Source organism: Acinetobacter sp. MYb191 (genome assembly GCF_037572605.1).
Lineage (GTDB): Bacteria > Pseudomonadota > Gammaproteobacteria > Pseudomonadales > Moraxellaceae > Acinetobacter > Acinetobacter johnsonii.
This window is the reverse complement of sequence record NZ_JBBGZP010000015.1, coordinates 80,610-101,775: the sequence shown is the minus strand read 5'-3', so window position 1 is coordinate 101,775 and position 21,166 is coordinate 80,610. Positions and strand designations below refer to the sequence as shown.

The window sequence follows — 21,166 nt, the reverse complement described above, 5'->3', positions numbered from 1 at the left end:
GAGAAGTCTATGCGTGCCAATATTCATCCAGAGTATCGTGAAGTCCTGTTCCACGACACCAATGCCGACGCGTTTTTCGTGATCGGCAGTACCTTACAAAGTCATCAAACTCGTGAGTATGAAGGCAAGACTTATCCTTACGTCAGTTTAGATATCTCAAGTGCATCACATCCGTTTTATACCGGTGAACAACGTCAAACCAGTAATGAAGGTCGTGTTGCAAGCTTCAATAAACGTTTCGCGCGTTTCAAACGCTCACAATAATTTCATTTTTCTTTAAGCTATACGCGTTATAGTAAAGATATCAAGAAGCCTAAGACCTCCTCCAGCTTAGGCTTCTTTTTTATGCGTTCTTTTCTGGTTCCTATTTTGACCATCTTTTTTTTCTTAATGTTTAAGCACACTATCTAACAGATAAAATCCGATCCCAAGCACGATGACGCCCACCACTAAACTAGACAGTGCATAACTCAAAGCCAATACAGTTTGTCCCTGTCTAAAAAGCTGAAAAGTTTCGAGACCAAAACTCGAAAATGTCGTGAAACCGCCCAATATACCTACCATCAAAAATAAACGTGCTTCTTGTTGCAGTACTGGAAACTTCTGGCTAAATGCAAAAAAAACACCCGCAGCAAAACAACCGATGATGTTGATCCACCATGTCGGCCATGGAAAACTCATACTGGGTTTAAACAACCATAATCCTGCACCGTAGCGTAAACAGGCCCCTATTCCGCCCCCCATTGCCACCAAGATCCAATTCATTGACCTATCCTATTCTTTACAAAATGCGTATGGATAAGTCCGAAGTTATCCACAGCTCATCAACTATAATGCTATTAAACCTGAATCAATCCTCGCACTTCAAGGTTTTTCAACATCGGTTGTTGATCCTTACATATCTTATTGTCTCACTCTCAAAAGTGAACATTAGCATTCGAACTCGCACATGCTTTACATGGGATATTGAACCCTGCATCGCCGAATATCTTTACTTCACCCTAGTGTGCTCTATGACCAATACAACATAGATTCCCAAAATCACTAGCACCCGTTCTTCATGCAAAACAGAAGGTTTTCTCTCAGGCAAAAACTCCCAAACATGCAATTTTTGGGTATGATGTGGACATAAATTTAGTCGGAAATAGACGCATGGCACAGGTATTATTGGCTCAGCTTGCAGCGGGCGAAGCAAAATTTTCAGATGTATTGGCATTCATTGAAGCAGCCTATACACATACACCAACTGCATTTAAAAATGGTTTACAGCACAATGCAGCAACTGAAAACCAAGGCAGTGCAAAAGTGTTTTCGTTTGCACAGCTTCAAGGCCTCGATCAAACGCAAACTTTAAGCCTATTTGCAGAACACTATGCTTCTGTTTTAGCCACACCTGATGCAACAGATCATCAAAATATTCGTCAATTTATGTTGAATGGATGGGATGGTATTGAATTTGATGGTACGGCATTAACTGCAAAATAAAGATAAAAAACCACGTTCAAGTTACTTGAACGTGGTTTTAAACAAATACAATATTAATTTTATTATCAGATATTTATAAACACTATTAACATTGATACACCTATAAGAATCCACAGATTTGACAAGTAGGTTTCACGTGGAGCAAGACTTCATATGGCTATTAATCGCCTAGAAAACATTAAAACAGCACGATGAAATAACTCAGCGCTACTTCCACATTACCCCTTTACCCGTTCGATCCATTGGATTGAGCTGACCCGAAATACTTCACATGCTCCATCGCCCGTATCGGTCGGGGTTAAGGATGAGGTCCAGACCATATCTTTGTCTTTAATTTCAACCAACTCACCTTTTAAACGAACCAAATCACCACGTTTCACGTGTTTAATTTGTTTAGCAATTTCAGGGTTGGCTGGAATGATGTGCATATTTGACACCATTTGCATGGCTTGCTCGGCAGGCACAGGCAAACGATCAATTTTCCAGTTGAGATAACGGTCGTATTGATTCACGGTAATATGGCGTGCAATTTCAGGTTCAGCAAACAAGCCCCAACTCACGGCGTAGTCAATCGGAGAGAATTTAGCTTGTGCATCATCCGAATACATTTTAGAACCTAAAATTCGAAAATCACCTTTAAACGGTTTCAATACCGAAATCGATTGATCTTTAGAGGTCGGTGCTAAACCTTTGGCAATGTTGTAATCCACAGTGGCACTTGCACTGATGGGCAACAGCAAACTGCTGAGTAAACCGAGCAGGATAAATTTAGATTTCATTGCAAACCTCATTCCCATCAACCTAGGAAAATACGAAACAATTTCATCTTAGTCCAGTTTCCTGAAAAGAAGCTTATGAACTTAGTAACATTATGAATGAATTATGCAGTCTACTTTTAGCCACAGCACTTTTCAGTTCGGCTAGAGCTGAAGAACAGAGCCCCAAAAAACAATCATGCTTTATAAATACTATCAACAACACATCTTTCCACATGTCCTGAATCAGGTCATGCAAGTACCAAGCTTAATGGACAAACGCCACGAACTGCTTTTGCCAATTCAGGGAGAGGTATTGGAAATTGGTTTTGGTACAGGGCTGAATCTGCCCTTTTATCAAAATGTCGATACTGTCTTTGCCCTTGAACCCAGTCCTGAAATTTATCATTTGGCTTTAGAGCGGATACAAGCAGCAGCATTTGAAGTGCATCATGTACAAGCCCGTGCGGAAAAGCTGCCTTTTGCTGACCATAGCCTTGAGCATGTAGTCAGTACATGGACACTGTGTAGTATTGCTGAGCTAGAACAGGCTTTGGCGGAAATATTACGGGTGCTCAAACCGGGTGGCACCTTACATGTGGTGGAGCACGTATTAAATACAAATAACCTTTATATTCAGCGCCTACAACACTTACTCACGCCTGTGCAAAAGCGTTTAGCCGATGGCTGCCATCTCAATCGAAATATTGAACAGGCCTTAAAAGCAACAGGATTTAATATGATAGAACAGCACTACTTTTATGCCGAAGGTATTCCGAAACTCGGACAACTGATGTTTTTTGCACGCGCTCAAAAGCCATACTCAAGTGACGGGCTATCATAGTCATGAAGAAAGCACCTGCTCTATATCAAGCAAGATACTTTCATGGGTGAACATCGCCAAGCTTATTCAATCGTATCAAAGTCAATGCGGACCGTTTCAAAACGAACCCTCCCAGCTTGAATCGCTTGCGCAATAGCAACTTGTCCTTTGGTTAACCTCGCCCCACCGCTTTTAATATCAATGAGAACAATTTCAATATCCTCTGGTCGCCCTTCACCATCACGCAGGTCGGTATAGCCATCAAATACCACATAGTCGACAGGATCGCCCAAAAATTTGGCATCGCTAGGTAAGTATTCAAATTGCGGCATGATCGGGGCCAGTTGCTCCGCCATTTTGCCTTTAAGCACCGCACGACTGGTATTGACACTGCGCTTTTGTGCATGGGTTAAAGCCTGCTGATGCTCTAATTCTAATTCGGCAATGTAGCGCTCATATTCTGCTTTGATGCGTCCATTTCGGCTGTGACTTAAAATAAGGGTGGTCAAGACCACACCAATTGCTGCACCGATCAACATTGCCATCCATATGGACATGGTTCTTTCCTAATTTTGTGCTACAGGTAGCAAGATTTAAACTTACAACTTTGGTTTGGTGTCATATGCGACACACAAAAGAATGATATGCTAGGGGTGAGCAGAATAAAATCATTTAAGGTCATGAAAACGATATTAATCGCCAACCAAAAAGGTGGCTGTGGCAAAACGATAACCGCAATCAATTTAGCTTCGGCACTCGCACAAAAAGGTTATAAAGTAGCTTTGGCCGATGCGGATAATCAAAAATCTGCTCGTCAGTGGTTAAAACAGCGTCCAGAGCAAGTGGCGCATATTCAAAGTTTAGATTGGCGCCATGAGAAATCGATAGGTGAAGTGCCTAAAAACATTGAATATTTAATTATCGATGCGCCGGGTGCGCTGTCTGGTGAGCATGCCGAACAGCTGGTCAGTGAAGCGCATGCGATTGTGACCCCACTGCAACCCTCGTTTTTTGATATTGACAGTACCCGTCGTTTTTTAAAGCATTTACAAGACATTAAACGCATTCGTAAAGGCAAAGTGCAAATTTTTCTTTTGGCCAATCGGGTCAAAGCCAACAGCGCCAGTGCCAAAGACATCCAAGATTTTTTTGCAAAAATTGAACAACAGCCTATAGCGTGGATTTCAGAACGTACTGCATATGGCCAATTGGCAATGCAAGGTTTAAGCGTATTTGATAAAACACAAAAGAATTACCTCTCCATTCAAAGTCAATGGCAACCGCTGCTCAATGCCATTGTCGATGACCCAAGTGCTTGGTTCTAAAATATTTTGCTATAGATAAAACGGGACTATTCCCTATTTATAGTCGGTTATTCACGAGAACTTACCAAGGGTACGTTCTCGTGCGCATTTTTTTCAGTTAATATGACTTTGACCTTAGAGATATAGCAGTGAATACCGTGCAACGATACGCACCAGCCTTACAAAAAGTATTGTTATTTGGACTGATTTTTATTCTGTTCTATTTGAGCTTTCAAGTCCTGAAATACTTTATTGTACCTGTGCTTTGGGCTGCGATTATTGCCTACATCACATGGCCTTTATATCACTCAGTACAGAAACTATGTGGACCACGTCCAACCTTAAGCGCCACCATCATGATCAGTATGGTGGTATTAGTTGTCGGTATCCCGCTGACCTTTGCTATCTTTATGCTGCAACATGAAGGTCGTAATCTATTTTATGAACTACAAAGACAAGTGTTCTCAGGTCATTTAGATGTTCCGCAATTTATTCGGGATTTGCCGATTATTGGTAAAGAAGTCACTCGTACTTTAAAAGAAATCAATACCGATCCGAACAGTATTGTGCAAAATGTTTCGGGCTGGTTTCAAAGCCACTTAAATTATGGCCGTTTGGTGCTAAGTGAAATCAGTAAAAATATTTTTAAACTTTGCTTTGCAGTGATGTCGTTATTCTTCTTCTATCGTGACGGACAAACCATTTTAAATCAGGTCAGTAAAGCGCTGGAAATGGTGATTGGCCCACGTATCCACCACTATTTAGACACCATTTCAGAAACAACGCGTGCTGTGGTCTATGGAGTTGGCCTGACTGCAATTGCGCAAGCACTCTTGGCAGGCCTGAGCTATTTTGTTGCTGGTGTCCCAAACCCAATGGTACTGACCATTGTGACCTTTATCTTTGCACTCATTCCTTTTGGCCCTCCTGTGGCATATAGTGCCGTGTCTTTATGGTTATTCTCTCAAGGGCAGACTATTGAAGCGATTGGAGTGATGGTGTGGGGGGTTTGTGTGGTCAGCACAGCAGACAATGTGATTCGCCCATTGGTGATCTCAGGTGCAACGCAAATTCCGTTCTTACTGATCATGTTTGGTGTATTGGGTGGTTTAGCCAGCTTTGGTATGGTCGGCTTATTTGTCGGCCCCGTGATTCTAGCAGTACTGTTAGCCATTTGGCGCGAATGGCTACATGAACAAGTCAATGAACCCCTAATGATGCCGAAAGCGACATTGGCTTACGATCCACCCGAAGAGCCTTTAGATACGCCCAAAAAATAAGTTCAGTGAAATGACTTGAACGCATGCTTTCCTCGAAAGTATGCGTTTTTTATATCAGATACAAAAACACTCTACGGACAACATTGAACCGAAGCCCTGCCTTTGTTTGAATGGTTCTGAATTTTAAGGAAAAAAGGATCCAACATGTTGTCTTCTGCTTTCAAATTAAGCGCACTTGTGACTTTAATCGGTTTAGGGACTGTAGCATGTACCACTACACCCACTGAAACCAATACGATGATCAAAGACGTCGATGTACACACCGTTTCAACTGCAGGTGTGGGACAAAAAATTGGCACCATTCGTTTTATTGATAGCCCTGTTGGTTTAGCGATTCAAACCAATTTAACTCAACTTCCACCCGGTCCACACGGTTTTCATATCCATGAAAAAGGTTCGTGTGATGTAGCTGAAAAAGAAGGAAAACCTGTGGCTGCTTTAGCCGCTGGGGGACACTTTAACCCAGAAAAAGCACCAAACCATGGCACACCACTCAATGGCCATATGGGTGATTTACCAATCTTGAATGTCGATTCGGCAGGTAATGCAAAAGTCAATTTACTCGCTCCTCGCTTAAGTTTAGCTGACGTTGAGGGCTTAGCGGTGATGGTACATGCAGGTGGTGATAATTATTCAGACACCCCTAAACCACTTGGCGGTGGCGGTGACCGTATCGCCTGTGGCTTAATTAAATAAGGCTATCGCCTTTGCACTGTGAATAAAACAGTGTTCTGACCTCGTATCTGTGGATAAGTTTCAACTTATACACAATGCAGCGGAGCCATGCTCTGCTGCATTTTTTATTGTCATAGGTGAATTTTTCATGCAATGGAGCACCGCATTAAATTGACAGTGCCCTGAAAAAAGTTCAGGCTAAAACCAAAATAAAACTAAGCCTAGACTATTACATCGTGAACAATTTTCGTCAGTGGTTTCAGTCCTTTCAGTCCAATGCAATTTTTATGTATTGCTTGCAAATTTTGATTGTGCTGAGTGGTACAACCTTAGGTTTATATTTCTTAGGACTGCAACAGCTCATCGTTCCGACCACATTAGGTGCAATTGCAACAGCCCTGACCGACTTCGACGATAGGCTCAGTATTCGTCTCAGAAACCTTGCCTATGTCTGTGTCTTGTTCTTTAGCGTCAGTAGCATCTTAGATTTTTTGCATCCTTATAAATTCTTTTTCATCTTATATTTATCACTGTCTAGTGCTTGTTTTATTTTACTGGGGGCACTGGGGCAACGCTATGCAGCGATGAGCTTTGGCACCATTCTACTTTCCCTATACAGCATGTTTGGCCTAGGTGAATATTCGGTTTGGTACTTTCAACCCAGTTGTTTTGTCTTGGGAGCATTGTGGTATGGCTGTACCGCCATTGTGTTTTATATTCTTAAACCCACCTTGGCCGTTCAGGACAACTTAGCCCGCTGTTTTAATCAAGTTGCCGATTTGCTCAACGCGAAAGCACATCTATTCGACCCAGACAATCGAGACAATGTAGAAGCGCTGCTCTACGATTTATCCTTACAAAACAGTACTGTGGTGCAAAGTTTTAACCACACCAAAAGCTCACTACTGACGCGACTAAAAGCATCTCGCGCCAACCAAAATACAATTTATTGGCTCAACCTCTATTTTCTCGTTCAAGACATTCATGAACAAGCCAGCTCTAATTATTTGCACTATGAGCAGTTACATCAAAACTTTAGCCGAACTGATCTCATTTTTCGTATTCAAAAAAATATTCGACTGCAAGCCCTTGCCTGTCAGGCTTTGGCACGGTGTATTTTGAACAATCAAACCTATGTATCAGATCCAACGACCACTCAGGCGTTGCTGAATTTACACAGTTCCATGCAAGACTGGATTCGAGATCATCCACACAATATTGAAGTCAAAAATCTACAACTGATTTTAAATAATTTGGACAGTGTGCATGAACGTTTTCAGCACCTCAACGAACTACAATCGCGCCAAGAACAGCGTTATCAACAGCATATTGATAACCTCAACTTATATGATGATGATATTCATGATTGGCATGATCTGTGGCTCAAACTCAGCCAACATCTCACTCCCCAATCCGCACTGTTTCGCCATGCGGTGCGTATCGCCTTTGTCTTTGCTGTCGGTTATGGCATCTCGCTTCTGCCCTTTGCGCAACATGGCTATTGGATTTTGCTCACCAGTTTATTTGTTTGCCAAATGCGTTATTTCGCCACCAAAAGCCGCTTAAAAATGCGAACCTTAGGCACTATTTTGGGCGTTGTTTTAGGGATTCCGCTGCTATATTTCGTCCCAAGTATTGAAGGACAACTGCTACTAACCATTATTTTTGGCGTGTGCTTTTTCTATCTCAGTTCCAAGAAATATGCCATGGCGACCCTGATGGCAACACTCATGGTGCTGCTGATTTTTAATTTAAAAGGTGCAGGCTATGCCATTATTTTACCACGAATTATAGACACCCTCATTGGCTGTGCCATTGCTTGGTTCGCAGTGAGTTTTATTTGGCCCGATTGGGACTTCCGCAATATTTCCAACACCATAAAAAAAGCATCCGATGCAACCCTCAACTATTTCAATGCCATTTGTGAACAATATCAACACGGCAAAAATAATAGTCTCGCTTACCGCAGTGCGCGACGTACTGCGCATAATGCCCAAACTGAACTGGCGAACATGATCTCCAGTCTTAGTACTGAACCCAATCCAAACCCAGAACTGGTACATCATGCTTTTCGCTACTTGGTATATAGCCACAGTCAACTCAGTTATATTTCTGCTTTGGGAAGTCACCGAGAATTGGTGCAGGATACGCAAGTGCTGGAACTCATGCTGTGGTGTCAAAATACGCTGAATCATGTACTGCTCCATCAGCAGGCATTAGCTGAACTCGACATCCAGCAAAAACTGGCAGAGATTAAATGCTTAAATGCTCAAGAAACCATGAATCAGAATTTACACTTGGTACTCAAACAAATCAGTCTACTACTGGAAACTCTGCCCGAATTGCTGAAGTTAAAAACTGAACTGCTCGCCCGAGACATTAAATAAAACGGATGACACAACGACGATCTTTAAAAGGTTCATGATGTACGGGTGTATTGTGGTTCATTTTTATCTGGTTCTTGCGTACACTCGAGCTTCATTCTCATAGATTTTTTGACCATGAACATTCAGACATTACGTGTTGTAGGATTTTTAGAAGGGATTTCTTTTTTACTGTTGTTATTCGTTGCGATGCCAATGAAATACATCTTTGATAACCCGATCCTAGTCAAATACGTGGGTATGGGTCATGGCGTATTGTTTATCTTGTTTTTAATTGTGCTGTTTGTGGTATGTGAAAAGCAAAAATGGTCTTTGAAGATGTTTATTTTAGGTTTGATCGCTTCAATCTTACCTTTTGGGCCTTTTGTGTTTGATGCCAAAATTAAAAAATTAGAACCTAAGCAAGCTGAAGCCTGAGTTAAAAAAACTGGCTTTAAAAAGGATTTTTTAGAGCAGTAATAAAAAGCGCCCATTCAAATGAATGCGCGCTTTTTTTGATGTGAACCTCGCTGAATTCAGCGAATAAAATTTTAGTAAACACCACTCTCAAGTCGTTTTTGCATCACTTTTTTCACGGTTGCACGTGGAAAGCTAAACCATAATGCAATCAAAATGAGACAGACTAAACTATAAGCCCAAAGACCAAATGCCACATAAGCCATGCGAACCAGTTCAATCACGAAGAAGAATGTAAACATCATCAATACGGAAACTGCTGCGGCAACCGTCCCTTTGGACACTTCCGATGACATCAAAGCAAAGCGATATAACACAGAAAAACTGATACCTTCGCCGAAGCTCACCAAAGTCATCCCCACAATCAGTAACGGCAAGAAATAGCTTTGGAAAATAGTGCCGAGTACCACCAAGAGCGTACCAACGAACATCAAAGGCAAGCCGAGTAACACAGTTTTACCCAGTGCCATTTTATCGATGACTTTAATCAATACAATGTTGCCCAGAATGAGACCGCCCAAGACGGGGAACTGTGCCAAGCCGTATTGCATACTGCTCAAGCCAAGTTCTTCCACCAAAATCACAGGCGACAGCGCAATCCACAGCATCAAAGGCATCGCGACCATCGGTAGGCCAAATGTGAGCGCCAAAAAGGTCTTATTTTTATAGACCGTTTTATAGTCATCCCAAATATAGCGCAGCGGCTTTTTAGAATGACGCTGTTGTGTTGCAGGCATTTTGGCTTTTAAACCAAACCAACTTAAAAAAGCCAAAAAGGCGATGCCAATAAAGCCCCAATGCCATGACACATGGTCAATCATAAACGCGCCCACTACTGGACCAAGCAGCGGTGCCAGCAAAGAAATATTGGCCATGAGTGCCATGACTTTAATGGCATCACGCTCTTCAAAACTTTCCTGTACTGCGGCATAACCCACAGCAGAAATCATCGATAACCCCACGCCTTGTAAAAAGCGGAGCGCCAAAAAGGACTCAATATTTTGAGTGAGTAAAATCGCGAGGCAAGTCAGCACAAAAAATGCCACACCTGCGAGCAACACTTTTTTACGGCCTAACCGGTCTGAGAGTGGCCCAAGTAGCCACGCGACACAGGCACCGCCCAGTAAATAAAAGGACATAGACGATGGTGCCCATGCACTGCTTACCCCAAAGTCTTGAGTAATCGCGAGCATGGCAGGCTGGACTAAATCGTTACCGATATAGACCGAAAATTCGAATAAAACCAATGCCAAAGGAAACATCAATGTGGCACGGCTTAACTTTAAAGTTTGTACGTTTTGCATTGTTATCTACATATAAAATGCGTACAAGCCTGAGCGAAGTCCGTTGGAGGGAGAGACGACTAAGCCCAATGGCAAGCACTGAGAAAATTTATTAAATTACGTTTTTTGAATGCGCTGAGATTTCGCGGCTTAATACACCGTATTCACAAGGTGTCTAAGATAGATCAAACGATTTCAGTTGTGAGATTTTTATAACTCAAACTAAATACACCCACTAGTTTAAGTGGGTGTATTTTAGCAGTTTATAACTTGATAAATTGTAATTTTTCTTACAGTAGCTAAGCTGAGATTTCAGTTTTGACTTTTATCGTGTTCGGTTCACGAGTGAGATGATCTGGCTTCATAAAGAAAGAACAAATGATTGCAAATACAGCCATCCCCACAATATAACTAATGATTAAATGCGGACTGCCATCGCCAATACTCAAGAGTTTAGTTGCAATAAGCGGAGCTAAACCCCCTCCTAATACACCTGCAAATTGCACAGAAATGGAAATGCCACTGTAACGAATTTCAGCTGGAAATTGACGGGCAAATAGCTGGGCTTGTGGTGCATACATAATGGGGAAAACCACACCAATACCTAACACAATCGCCGTCCAAACCAATACTGGGTCTTTGGTCCCCAACATGGTGAAAAATGGATAGCAATATAATGCCAAGACCAAGAGACCAAACATAAACATATTTCGTTGCCCGACTTTATCCGATAAGTGACCACACAATGGTGTCATCACCATAATTAAGCCTGCACCGCAAATCGTTGCAAATAAAATATCCTGACGCGGAATTCCTAACTTGGTGGTGGTATACGCCAAGGCAAATGTAGAGGCAATATAAAACCAAGCATTTTCCGCTGCACGCGCAAAAATAATCGTCAGCAACTCACGTGGGTGATTTTTAAAGACTTGCATAGCAGGAACTTTAATTTCCTGTGCCTGCTCTTTCACTTTTTCGAAGTCAGGTGATTCAGGCACTTTTACGCGAATATACCAACCTACTCCTAATAACAGAATGCTGGCAAGGAATGGTAATCGCCATCCCCAACTAAATAAGCTAGCTTCAGGCAGTAAAGAAACAGCGCCTAAAGCAAGAGAAGCCAGTAATAAACCTCCGCCTGCACTGGCCTGAGGCAAACTCCCCCAGAAACCTTTGCCACCTTCGGGTGCATGCTCAACTGCCATCAAAACAGCACCGCCCCACTCGCCCCCCATCGCCATACCTTGAATAAATCGAAGAATGACCAAACAGAAGGTTGCCCAATAACCAATACTTTCATAAGTCGGTAACAGCCCGATCAAAACCGTCGGAACTCCCATCATAATCAAGGTGGTTAACAACATGGTTTTACGACCAATCTTGTCGCCAAAGTGTCCAAAAACAATCCCACCTAGCGGTCGTCCGATAAATCCCACCGCATAGGTGGCGAAAGCAGCTAATACCCCAGTTAAAGGGTCTAAATTGGGGAAAAACAATTTATTAAAAATCAGCGCCGCAGCGGCACCATAAATAAAAAAATCGTACCATTCTATGGTCGTTCCCACCATGCTGGAGATTCCAGCCAAACGGTGAGAAGACTTTTTATGTGGAAGACCCGATCCTTGTATCTGCTCCATACCCACCTCTTGCAATTCTTAGTATTGTCTGCTTTCTGTCACGTTTAAAATCTGTCCTGATTTTTAAACCACGTGACTATAACGATATTGGTTATGATTTCATGAGCTTTAAAGCTATGACGACTCATAACTTTAAGAAAAATATTATAAAAGTGAACTAAAATTCACTAATTTATTAATGTGGATTAATCTTGAAATAGAGTCAATCTACTTAATTACTTAAGTAGTTTTCATAAAGTATTTTTTATTTAAGTTACAATAGCTTAAAAATAGATTCTTGATTTTTAAGCGCTGAGGATGCACTTAGCTACCCCAATATCTGGATCAAAAATGCATCATTGAAAACAATAGAAAGGATAAAAAGGTCATTTTTTACAATTGCTAATTCAGCACAATTTACTATATTGCTTCATATACTAAGTATGGATACTTATTATGATTCACTATAATAAATTGGCTTTTGATTTTAGCCCCGCACCTATCGTGGTGCTCAGTAATCGGCATATGGTCGAAATGAATCATGCCTTTGCTCAGATGTTTGGTTATGAACGTGAAGAGCTTCTTCATCACTCCATTATTAAAATTTTCCCCAGTATTGAAGACTATGAAAAAGTCGGAAATGATGCTTTGCAAAGCCTATTGCAAAAAAATAGCCTGCATTATTCGGATCAACGCTTTATGCAGCATAAAAGTGGAGAGATTTTCTGGACACATACCCATGGACGTACACTCCCCCTGAAGATCCTTTTCAATTGATGGTGTGGCATTTTGAACGTAAAGAACAGCATCCGCTGACCAGTAAACAGAAGTTAACCAAACGCGAGTCTGAGATTACGCAACTCATTGTAAATGGACTAACCTGTAAAGAAATTGCACGAAAACTTTGCTTGTCACATCGTACAGTCGAGGTTCATAAAGCCAATTTAATGAAGAAGCTAGGTGCTCATTCTAAAAGTGAGCTCAGCTCTAAAATTATTATTCAGAATCGACTGACGCATTTTTAAGACGTCATCTTTGTTCGAATGATTCAACATGACCATGATAAAAAGGCGTAAACCCAATACGCCTTTTTATTACCAACAAAACAAGGATCTATTTCAATCAAGAACACTTCGCTGTTTGGAAGTTCTTGGTATTTTTACCGCGCGCACATTGGTAAGAGGTTTTCGTCGCAGTTTTTTCCCAGTCGCCATCGACCAACTTAAAGTTATACACGGTACGCACCGACTTCACCGAATCATCTAACAACCCTGTTTCAGTCACTTTAACTTCTGCCGCAGTCGGTGACTCAACCGTATTAAAGTACTGACGGATTTCAACCGTAGCCAACTCATTACGCAAATCTGGACGCTCTTTAAGTACCTGAGCCAACGGCGTATCTGACGAGCCGACTTTATTCACTAACTCTTTGGTCGTCGCACAACCAGACAATAATCCCACACATACGGCTGAAGCTAAAATAAGACGCAACATAAATCCCACCCAAAATTCATTATTTATCAGTCCATCATGCCTTTTTTAGGCCTATTACACTATTTAGTAAATGTAATTCAGTTCCTTCAGTCATAAAAAAGCGCATCACCATGGATGCGCTTTTAAAATTCAATTCGAACTTAAAGGTCGAATAATTTACCTGGGTTCATAATTCCGTTTGGATCGAAAACTTGCTTCAATGCCTTCATATATTCAATTTCTTCTGCTGAACGCGTGTAGTCAAGGTATGGTTTTTTGGTCATACCAACACCGTGCTCCGCAGAAATTGAACCGTCGTATTTTTTCACAGTTTCGAAGACATATTTATTAACCACCTGACATTTGGCAAAGAACTCATCCTTGCTTAAATCAGCCGGTTTTAAAATATTTAAGTGTAAATTACCGTCACCAATATGGCCGAACCAACAGATTTCAAAGTCTGGATAGTTACTTGCCACAATCGCATCAATTTGTTTAATAAATGCAGGAACGTGGGTAATCAACACTGAAATGTCGTTTTTGTATGGTGTAAATGGAGCAATCGACTCAGAAATGTCTTCACGTAAACGCCATAAGCTTTCCACTTGATCGAGGCTTTGGCTCAACACGCCATCCAGTACCCAGCCTTGTTCCATGCAATGCTCAAAAATTTCCATCGCCTTGTCCATAATTGGCTCAAATGGCGCTTCAAATTCTAACAACACATAGAATGGACATTCGGTTTCAAATGGACGTTGTACATGACCATGTGCCAACACTTTTTGCATTGCCAGTTCACCAAAGAACTCAAATGCAGTCAGGTCAATTTTTGCTTGGAAAGCATGCAGTACAGGCATCACAGCATCAAAGTCAGGCACGCCCAACACCATTACTTGAAGGTCTTGCGGTTGGCGTTCCAGCTTGATTTCAGCTTCAGTCACCAAGCCCAGTGTCCCTTCACCACCAATGAATAAATGTTGTAGTGCATAACCCGTCGCGGTTTTGATCATGCCTTTGTTCAAACGCAGCACATCACCCTTACCCGTGACTACAGTTAAACCGAGTACCCAGTTACGCGTCATGCCGTATTTAATGACTTTAATACCGCCTGCATTGGTGCCAATGTTTCCACCAATTTGACTCGAACCCGCAGAAGCAAAATCGACGGGGTAATACATGCCTTGCTCTTCAGCATAGTTTTGCAACTGTTCAGTCACCACGCCTGCTTGGACTCGAACCATACGGTCTGCTGGGAAGAATTCCAAGATTTGGTTCATCTTGTCCATGCTCACCACAATTTCACCGTTGGCAGCGACTGCACCGGCAGATAAGCCAGTACGACCACCCGATGGTGTAATCGCAAAATTAAACTCATTTGCAAGTTTCACAATCGCTTGCACTTGTTCCGTGCTCGATGGGAAAACGATGACTGACGGGTTTGGATCAAAATGTTTGGTATGATCGCGTCCCCAATTTTCAAGGCTATCCGCATCGGTTTTAATGCGGTTTTCACCTACAATTGCTGTCAATTGGGTCAATAACTCTGGGGTTAAAGCGACTGGAGCATTCATCGTTTTCAGACCTTGCAAGAAGTAAACAAGTTGTTTCTGGCGCTAGGATTCTCTGCATGAAAAGCGCTTCATTTCAGTCTTTCCATGCCCTAAGGCTCAGGCAGTTCGTGAGGATTTAAGCAGCAATGTGCAACTGGCTTATTTTCACGGAGTCATATTATAAGGCATTTTTTCTGTTTCCCGCAGAAAAAGCTGTTTTATTCAGGATACCTTTGAAATGATTAGTTTAATTAGACCAAAAAGACTTTTTTACGCACTATAGCGACTAAAAATACCCAATAGAGTCTGTATAAAGGAAATGTATATCGGGCGCGGTACGTGCTATTATATCGCCACTAAATTTGGCCTTTGTAGCGGAGCCGTAATGAGCCAACATCTTTCACTTCCTAAAGATAAAATTCGTTTCTTGTTGTTAGAAGGCGTTCACCAAAACGCAATCGACACACTAAATGCTGCCGGATACACCAACATCGATTATCGTAAAACTGCGCTTGAAGGTGAAGCGTTGAAAGAAGCGATTAAAGATGCACATTTCATTGGTATTCGTTCCCGTACACAACTCACTGAAGAAGTGTTTGAAGCAGCGAATAAATTAATCGCTGTTGGTTGTTTCTGTATTGGTACCAACCAAGTGAACTTAAATGCTGCGATGGTTCGTGGTATTCCAGTATTTAACGCGCCATACTCAAATACACGTTCAGTGGCTGAACTTGTACTTGCTGAAGCTATTCTTCTTCTTCGCCGTGTACCTGAAAAATCGACAGATACACATGCAGGCGGTTGGAACAAGTCAGCGGTTGGTTCGTTCGAAACTCGTGGCAAAACTTTAGGGATTGTCGGTTACGGTTCAATCGGTTCACAACTTTCTGTCCTTGCTGAAAGCTTAGGTATGAAAGTGATCTACTTCGACACAGTAACAAAACTACCATTAGGTAATGCACGTCAAGTCGGTAGCTTAAACGAACTTTTAGCCAATGCTGATGTTGTTTCTTTGCATGTACCTGATGTTCCGTCTACACGTAACTTCATGACCAAAGAAAAATTTGCACAAATGAAAGAAGGTGCAATCTTCATCAATGCGGCACGTGGTACATGTGTCGTGATTGAAGACTTAGCAGATGCCTTGAAATCAGGTCATGTTGCTGGTGCTGCGGTTGACGTGTTCCCGAAAGAACCAAAAGCCAATGGTGAAGAGTTCATTTCTCCACTACGTAACATTCCAAACGTGATCTTAACTCCTCACGTGGGTGGTTCGACCATGGAAGCGCAAGCAAACATTGGTTTAGAAGTGGCTGAGAAATTCGTTTCTTATTCAGATAAAGGTATGACTTTATCTGCGGTGAACTTCCCAGAAATCGCGTTACCGTTGACCGAAGGTAAACACCGTTTACTTCACATCCACAAAAACGTGCCAGGCGTGTTGTCAAAAATCAACAACTTGTTTGCTGAACACGGCATCAACATTTCTGGTCAGTCTTTAATGACCAAAGGTGATGTTGGTTACTTGGTGATGGATGTAGACGCAACAGCATCTCAAGAAGCTTTAGATACTCTACAAGACGTTGAAGGCACAATCCGCGTTCGCGTATTGTTCTAATTCGACTCTATTTAAAAACCACAGCTGCCAAGCTGTGGTTTTTTTATTTTTGAATACTTGTTAAAATTTTATGTGCGACCCAAGCACATTCTCCGCTACTTTTCGCAAGTATTCACCTCCCTATCTAGTATTCTAATAATGCCAAATCTAAAAAGTACTCCCCACCTTCAAGCGACCTTTTTATTGCTGATTGCAATGCTCAGCTTGCAAAGTAGTGGTTCACTGGCCAAAGTGCTGTTCGATCAATTTCCCATTTTAACCGTTTCCGCCATGCGCTTACTGTTGGGATCAATCATTTTGGCCGTATTGTTTAAAATTTGGCAGGTTGACTTTAAGCAAGTCAAATATAAAGCCATTCTCAGCTATGGTTTTGCTTTGGCAGGCATGAACCTATTGTTTTATTTATCCATTGCTCGCCTGCCGCTCGGCATTGCAGTGTCGTTCGAGTTTATTGGCCCACTCAGTGTTGCTCTGTTTTATGCCAAACAACGCTTTGACTTTGTTTGGGTCGGGCTGGCGATTCTAGGCTTGGTTTTACTGTTTCCATTCGACCAAGCTGCTCAACCTTTAGACCCTCTTGGGATCGCATTTGCACTAGGTGCAGGTGCATGTTGGGCCTTGTATATCGTGGCGGGGCAGCGCCCATCGGGTGTTTCGGGCAACCATACCGTGTGCTTAGGCATGTTTGTCGGCATGCTGATATTAATGCCGCTCGCCCTATTCAGTGGTTTACCCACAAATGTGTTTGAACCCTCAAACCTGATCTATTTCGTAGCTTTGGCAGTTTTGGCCAGCGCTCTGCCTTTTAGCTTGGAAATGATTGCGCTACGCAATTTAACCGCTTTAAGTTTTGGGACGCTCATGAGTCTTGAACCTGCTATCGCAGCACTATCCGGTTTTGTCTTTCTAGGCGAACAACTATTGTGGTCACAGTGGCTTGCGCTCAGTGTGATTATCATGGCATCTATTGGTTGTACTTATACAGCCCAGAAAAACCGCCAAGCCGCAGTTTAAACGATGTGATTCGATGTTTGAATTTAGCTTTTAAATCCAAAGGCTGTATCGATTACTTTTAAATTCATGTCGTTGCATTTAAAAAATCAGCTTATTCAGCAGCCAACTTGGGTGCTGAATCGTTATACTAATCCACCGTCTTAAAATAACAGGTCGCTATGACCTAATGTGTGCATGATGCCTAATTCTCAACTGATGGCAGTGATGTTCATGGTCTTGTCCATGCTGTCCTATCAAATCAGTGCTTCTTTTGCCAAGCAGTTGATTGCCGTGCTGGATCCCCTCACCGTGGTGACCCTTAGACTGTGCTTTGCCGCAATTTTAATTGTGCTGATGTTCCGCTCATGGAGCATCATTAAACGCCTACCGCATTTAAAGTGGAAAGATTTACTGAGCTATACGGCAGCCTTATGCCTCATGAATATTTTATTCTACGCTTCACTGGGTAGACTGCCGCAAGGTATTGCCGTAGGTTTAGAGTTTTTAGGCCCTTTAACTTTAGCGCTACTCTCGATCAAACAACGTCGTGATTATATTTGGGTCGGATTAGCGATTTTAGGTATTGCGCTGATGGTGCCTTGGCATCAAGCCAATGCAACCAACTTCTCTTTCTTAGGTGCTGCATTTGCGGTTTCAGCGGGTGCTTGCTGGGCGCTGTATATCTATTTTGGGCAAAAAGTCGTCCGTCAAAATATCGGCATGCATGCCCTCAGTATTGCTATTGTGATCTCAGCCTTGGTGCTTCTGCCGATTAGTGCCACGCATAATCCTACAGCGCTAATGCAAACGGAATACTGGCCCAAAGCCTTATTGATTGCACTACTCGCCACAACCATTCCCTATGCTCTAGACCTCATGGCTTTGAAACGTTTAAGTAAACTCAGCTATGGGACGCTTTCAAGTTTGTCGCCGGCTTTAGCAGCCTTGGCAGGTTGGTTACTACTGAAAGAACAAATTAGCATGTGGCAAACGCTGGCGCTAGTTTGCATTATGATTGCCTCCGTTGGTGTTACCTTTAGAGCCAAACCGCAAAGTGATGATGCGCTTTAAATCACAAAAGATGGCACTCGCCATCTTTTGTTTGAAATGGACTTAAACCAAACTGTCTTTTTCAATTTTTTTGTACTTTTTGTATTCCTGCTGATACTGCTTGGCGAGCGCAGTCTTTTGAGCATCGAGTAAGATTTTTCCTGCTTGCTGAAAAAAACCATGCTCCTCTTCTTGTAAGTGATGATGTACCGTTTCCGATAATTTTTTTGCAATTGCCAACCAGCCCGGATTTGAGAATTCCGTCTCAGTCAATTGTTCCAATAACTCATCCATTTTATGGTGTTCTGCCAAAGCATGGCGGGTAATGTTGAGGCCCGAATCAGTCATCATTAACGGGATATAAAAATAACGGTCTTCTGCAACAGCATGAGCAAATAATTCATTTTTAAGGCGTTCAAATAGCTCACGGCGCTCAGGCGTATCCCCTGAAGTTTGGAGTAGTCGTTCAGCCAAATTTCGTTGTATAACGTGACTTTCTCTTAAGGCTTCAAATATATTCATTCTATGCTCCAGTTCCGTTCAACTTAAAACATCATTTTTTATTGAAAAGCTTCTTGGCACAGCATTGAGTGCGCTGTATTGATCTTAAATGCAATAAACGAGAAATGAGGTCACAGACTGCGCGTTTTTTGTAATGAAGTTTTAAAGGTATCGCACCATTACATCAAAAACATTTGATAGCTCAATCTTACAATCAGAATCGTCACCAAAATAAGAAATAAAATACGAATAAAGCCGCTGCCATATTTCAGCGCCATTTTTACCCCACAAATAGACCCGATCATATTTGCGACGGCCATCGTGCCTCCTACAGCAAAGAGCACATGCCCCGAGGGAATGAAAAAGCTTAGCGCTGCAAGATTGGTCATCACATTGCCAATTTTAGCCAATGCCGCCGCATGTAAAAAATCAACGCGTAAATAGCGAATAAAATAGAAAATAAAGAAACTGCCCGTACCTGGGCCAAACAAACCATCATAAAAACCAATGGCTAAACTTCCGATTCCCGCCAACAGCAAAATTTTAGGCGTCACACGCTGCGCCATATGCACTTGCCCAAATTGCTTCTTCATGAAGGTATATACCGCCATCACAATCAACATGACCAAGACAAAGGGTTGGAGGACTTCTTTTGGAATCATGGCCACACTGGCCGCGCCCCCAAATGAACTGATGGTGGCACACACTGCGACCACAGCCAAAAGTTTCCATTCAAAGCGAACTTTGCGGGCAAAGGAAACGGCGGAAGTGGCTGTACCCACCACTGCCGCTAATTTGTTGGTGCCAAATAAAGTGGCAGGTGCCATCGACGGAAATGCATTCATCAAAGCGGGAATTTGGATCAGCCCACCACCACCGACGGCAGCGTCAATTGCGCCTGCACAAAAGGCAAAAAAGATCAGACTGATAATAATGTCGATGTCCACGCCTTATCCTTTTTTACCGAGTGATATATTTCGATTATAGATTTAAAACCCGCTTTGGAACCAATCTTTTCTTATCCGTAATTTCAGCCAAACCTAAGCATTTTTCCCCATCGAAAACCAAGACCTGCGCTTCCGCTGTATGCTCAATATTACTTTCCATACCGCGACTAAAGTATTCACTGCGCCCTTCTGGAACTTGTACTTTAGGAAAATGATCTACGGGTGCATACACAGGTAACAACAGTGCTTCGCGCTCTTGTTCAGACAAACTTTCCAAATACTCAATGGTATAACTTGGAATGAGATCAAAATGACCCGTTTTAATGCGATGTAAATAAGTCAAATGACCATAAGTCCCCAATGCCTTCGCAATATCTTCGCCTAAAACACGAATATATGTGCCTTTTGAACAGGTAATATCAAGGGTGACACTGTTTGCTGTGAATGAAAGCAGCTCAATCGCAGAGATGGTAATCGGGCGTGCTTCACGCTCAATCTCAATCCCTTTACGGGCTAGCTCATATAAAGGACGACCATCTTTCTTCAAAGCGGAATACATCGGCGGCACTTGCTGAATATCACCCATAAACTGAGCCAAAACGGGCTGAATCAGCTCTTCGGTTAACTCAGGTACAACCTGCTCTAACAACTGCTCGCCTTCTACATCACCTGTGGTGGTACTGTGACCCAGCTGGATTGTGGTTTGATAGCGCTTCACTGAGTCCAACAAAAAGTGCGAAAACTTGGTCGCTTCGCCCAAACAAATCGGCAACAGTCCCGATGCTAATGGATCAAGCGCTCCTGTATGCCCCGCCTTTTGCGCACGGTATAACCAACGCACTTTTTGCAATGCCGCATTTGAACTGATCCCCAATGGCTTATTCAATAAAAATACACCATTCACTGCACGGCGCTGGATTTTTGAAGCAGATGATTTCATAACATAGACACGTCTTAAAGCTGCCGCAATACT

At 42.3% G+C, this 21,166-nt stretch carries 23 protein-coding genes; 13 read left to right on the top strand and 10 right to left on the bottom strand.

Annotated features, from left to right (window positions below):
• The first annotated feature begins 9 nt into the window (after positions 1-9).
• The gene (locus tag WH214_RS10660) at positions 10-264 is read left to right on the top strand and encodes a type B 50S ribosomal protein L31 (protein WP_004691406.1); all 255 of its coding nucleotides are present in this window, start codon (positions 10-12) and stop codon (positions 262-264) included.
• 123 nt (positions 265-387) lie between these two features.
• Here WH214_RS10660 and crcB read toward each other — a convergent pair whose 3' ends face one another.
• The gene (gene crcB, locus WH214_RS10655; protein ID WP_004977981.1) at positions 388-765 is read right to left on the bottom strand and encodes a fluoride efflux transporter CrcB; all 378 of its coding nucleotides are present in this window, start codon (positions 763-765) and stop codon (positions 388-390) included.
• Positions 766-1,152: 387 nt separating this feature from the next.
• Between crcB and WH214_RS10650 the strand changes: the two genes are divergently transcribed.
• Positions 1,153-1,485 carry a HopJ type III effector protein gene (locus WH214_RS10650; protein ID WP_004691410.1) on the top strand — a complete coding sequence of 111 codons (333 nt, stop codon included), beginning with the start codon at positions 1,153-1,155 and terminating at the stop codon, positions 1,483-1,485.
• 218 nt (positions 1,486-1,703) lie between these two features.
• Here the strand turns inward: WH214_RS10650 and WH214_RS10645 are convergent, their stop codons facing one another.
• Positions 1,704-2,264 (bottom strand): hypothetical protein, encoded by a 561-nt coding sequence (locus WH214_RS10645; protein WP_004691412.1) that lies wholly within the window; start codon positions 2,262-2,264, stop codon positions 1,704-1,706.
• Positions 2,265-2,439: 175 nt separating this feature from the next.
• On the opposite strand from WH214_RS10645, the gene WH214_RS10640 reads away from it, so the two are divergent.
• Positions 2,440-3,084 carry a class I SAM-dependent methyltransferase gene (locus tag WH214_RS10640; RefSeq protein WP_339422101.1) on the top strand — a complete coding sequence of 215 codons (645 nt, stop codon included), beginning with the start codon at positions 2,440-2,442 and terminating at the stop codon, positions 3,082-3,084.
• 62 nt (positions 3,085-3,146) lie between these two features.
• On the opposite strand, the gene WH214_RS10635 is transcribed toward WH214_RS10640, so the two are convergent.
• On the bottom strand, positions 3,147-3,620 hold the full coding sequence (locus tag WH214_RS10635; RefSeq protein WP_131230694.1) for a Holliday junction resolvase-like protein: 474 nt from the start codon (positions 3,618-3,620) through the stop codon (positions 3,147-3,149).
• Positions 3,621-3,743: 123 nt separating this feature from the next.
• Between WH214_RS10635 and WH214_RS10630 the strand changes: the two genes are divergently transcribed.
• The 5 genes from WH214_RS10630 (at position 3,744) to WH214_RS10610 (ending at position 9,123) form a co-directional block, all read left to right on the top strand.
• A complete protein-coding gene (locus tag WH214_RS10630; protein ID WP_339993330.1) occupies positions 3,744-4,388 on the top strand; it encodes a ParA family protein in 645 nt (214 codons plus the stop codon).
• A gap of 137 nt (positions 4,389-4,525) precedes the next feature.
• Complete coding sequence (locus tag WH214_RS10625; RefSeq protein ID WP_168158788.1) at positions 4,526-5,647, top strand: AI-2E family transporter; 1,122 nt, start codon at positions 4,526-4,528, stop codon at positions 5,645-5,647.
• A gap of 144 nt (positions 5,648-5,791) precedes the next feature.
• Positions 5,792-6,343 carry a superoxide dismutase [Cu-Zn] SodC gene (sodC, locus tag WH214_RS10620; protein WP_339422099.1) on the top strand — a complete coding sequence of 184 codons (552 nt, stop codon included), beginning with the start codon at positions 5,792-5,794 and terminating at the stop codon, positions 6,341-6,343.
• A 215-nt stretch (positions 6,344-6,558) separates the two neighbouring features.
• Complete coding sequence (yccS, locus tag WH214_RS10615) at positions 6,559-8,709, top strand: YccS family putative transporter (protein ID WP_339422098.1); 2,151 nt, start codon at positions 6,559-6,561, stop codon at positions 8,707-8,709.
• A 114-nt stretch (positions 8,710-8,823) separates the two neighbouring features.
• Complete coding sequence (locus WH214_RS10610) at positions 8,824-9,123, top strand: DUF3817 domain-containing protein (protein ID WP_078389988.1); 300 nt, start codon at positions 8,824-8,826, stop codon at positions 9,121-9,123.
• A 113-nt stretch (positions 9,124-9,236) separates the two neighbouring features.
• On the opposite strand, the gene craA is transcribed toward WH214_RS10610, so the two are convergent.
• Both craA and WH214_RS10600 read right to left on the bottom strand, forming a co-directional pair.
• Positions 9,237-10,466 carry a chloramphenicol efflux MFS transporter CraA gene (craA, locus tag WH214_RS10605; protein ID WP_151836793.1) on the bottom strand — a complete coding sequence of 410 codons (1,230 nt, stop codon included), beginning with the start codon at positions 10,464-10,466 and terminating at the stop codon, positions 9,237-9,239.
• Positions 10,467-10,744: 278 nt separating this feature from the next.
• On the bottom strand, positions 10,745-12,082 hold the full coding sequence (locus WH214_RS10600; protein WP_339422097.1) for an MFS transporter: 1,338 nt from the start codon (positions 12,080-12,082) through the stop codon (positions 10,745-10,747).
• Positions 12,083-12,517: 435 nt separating this feature from the next.
• On the opposite strand from WH214_RS10600, the gene WH214_RS10595 reads away from it, so the two are divergent.
• Both WH214_RS10595 and WH214_RS10590 read left to right on the top strand, forming a co-directional pair.
• The gene (locus tag WH214_RS10595) at positions 12,518-12,838 is read left to right on the top strand and encodes a PAS domain S-box protein (protein ID WP_339422096.1); all 321 of its coding nucleotides are present in this window, start codon (positions 12,518-12,520) and stop codon (positions 12,836-12,838) included.
• A complete protein-coding gene (locus WH214_RS10590; protein ID WP_339422095.1) occupies positions 12,838-13,086 on the top strand; it encodes a LuxR C-terminal-related transcriptional regulator in 249 nt (82 codons plus the stop codon). The genes WH214_RS10595 and WH214_RS10590 overlap by 1 nt, the downstream gene beginning before the upstream one ends.
• Positions 13,087-13,183: 97 nt before the next feature.
• Here WH214_RS10590 and WH214_RS10585 read toward each other — a convergent pair whose 3' ends face one another.
• A complete protein-coding gene (locus tag WH214_RS10585; protein WP_004978014.1) occupies positions 13,184-13,555 on the bottom strand; it encodes a hypothetical protein in 372 nt (123 codons plus the stop codon).
• Positions 13,556-13,695: 140 nt separating this feature from the next.
• Positions 13,696-15,105 (bottom strand): FAD-binding oxidoreductase, encoded by a 1,410-nt coding sequence (locus WH214_RS10580; RefSeq protein ID WP_339993324.1) that lies wholly within the window; start codon positions 15,103-15,105, stop codon positions 13,696-13,698.
• 364 nt (positions 15,106-15,469) lie between these two features.
• On the opposite strand from WH214_RS10580, the gene serA reads away from it, so the two are divergent.
• The 3 genes from serA (at position 15,470) to WH214_RS10565 (ending at position 18,766) form a co-directional block, all read left to right on the top strand.
• The gene (gene serA, locus WH214_RS10575; RefSeq protein ID WP_004691438.1) at positions 15,470-16,702 is read left to right on the top strand and encodes a phosphoglycerate dehydrogenase; all 1,233 of its coding nucleotides are present in this window, start codon (positions 15,470-15,472) and stop codon (positions 16,700-16,702) included.
• Between the two features lie 138 nt (positions 16,703-16,840).
• Complete coding sequence (locus WH214_RS10570; protein WP_078425491.1) at positions 16,841-17,716, top strand: EamA family transporter; 876 nt, start codon at positions 16,841-16,843, stop codon at positions 17,714-17,716.
• A 177-nt stretch (positions 17,717-17,893) separates the two neighbouring features.
• Positions 17,894-18,766: an EamA family transporter gene (locus WH214_RS10565; RefSeq protein WP_184118014.1), complete on the top strand. Its 873-nt coding sequence runs from the start codon at positions 17,894-17,896 to the stop codon at positions 18,764-18,766.
• Between the two features lie 42 nt (positions 18,767-18,808).
• Here the strand turns inward: WH214_RS10565 and WH214_RS10560 are convergent, their stop codons facing one another.
• From WH214_RS10560 to truB, 3 genes are all read right to left on the bottom strand, one after another.
• Positions 18,809-19,267, bottom strand: a complete 459-nt coding sequence (locus WH214_RS10560) for a hemerythrin domain-containing protein (RefSeq protein ID WP_004978028.1) — start codon at positions 19,265-19,267, stop codon at positions 18,809-18,811.
• A 158-nt stretch (positions 19,268-19,425) separates the two neighbouring features.
• Positions 19,426-20,193, bottom strand: a complete 768-nt coding sequence (locus WH214_RS10555) for a sulfite exporter TauE/SafE family protein (protein WP_236769228.1) — start codon at positions 20,191-20,193, stop codon at positions 19,426-19,428.
• A 34-nt stretch (positions 20,194-20,227) separates the two neighbouring features.
• Positions 20,228-21,133, bottom strand: coding sequence for a tRNA pseudouridine(55) synthase TruB (gene truB, locus WH214_RS10550; RefSeq protein WP_339422093.1), 906 nt, complete (start codon positions 21,131-21,133; stop codon positions 20,228-20,230).
• Positions 21,134-21,166: the final 33 nt, after the last annotated feature.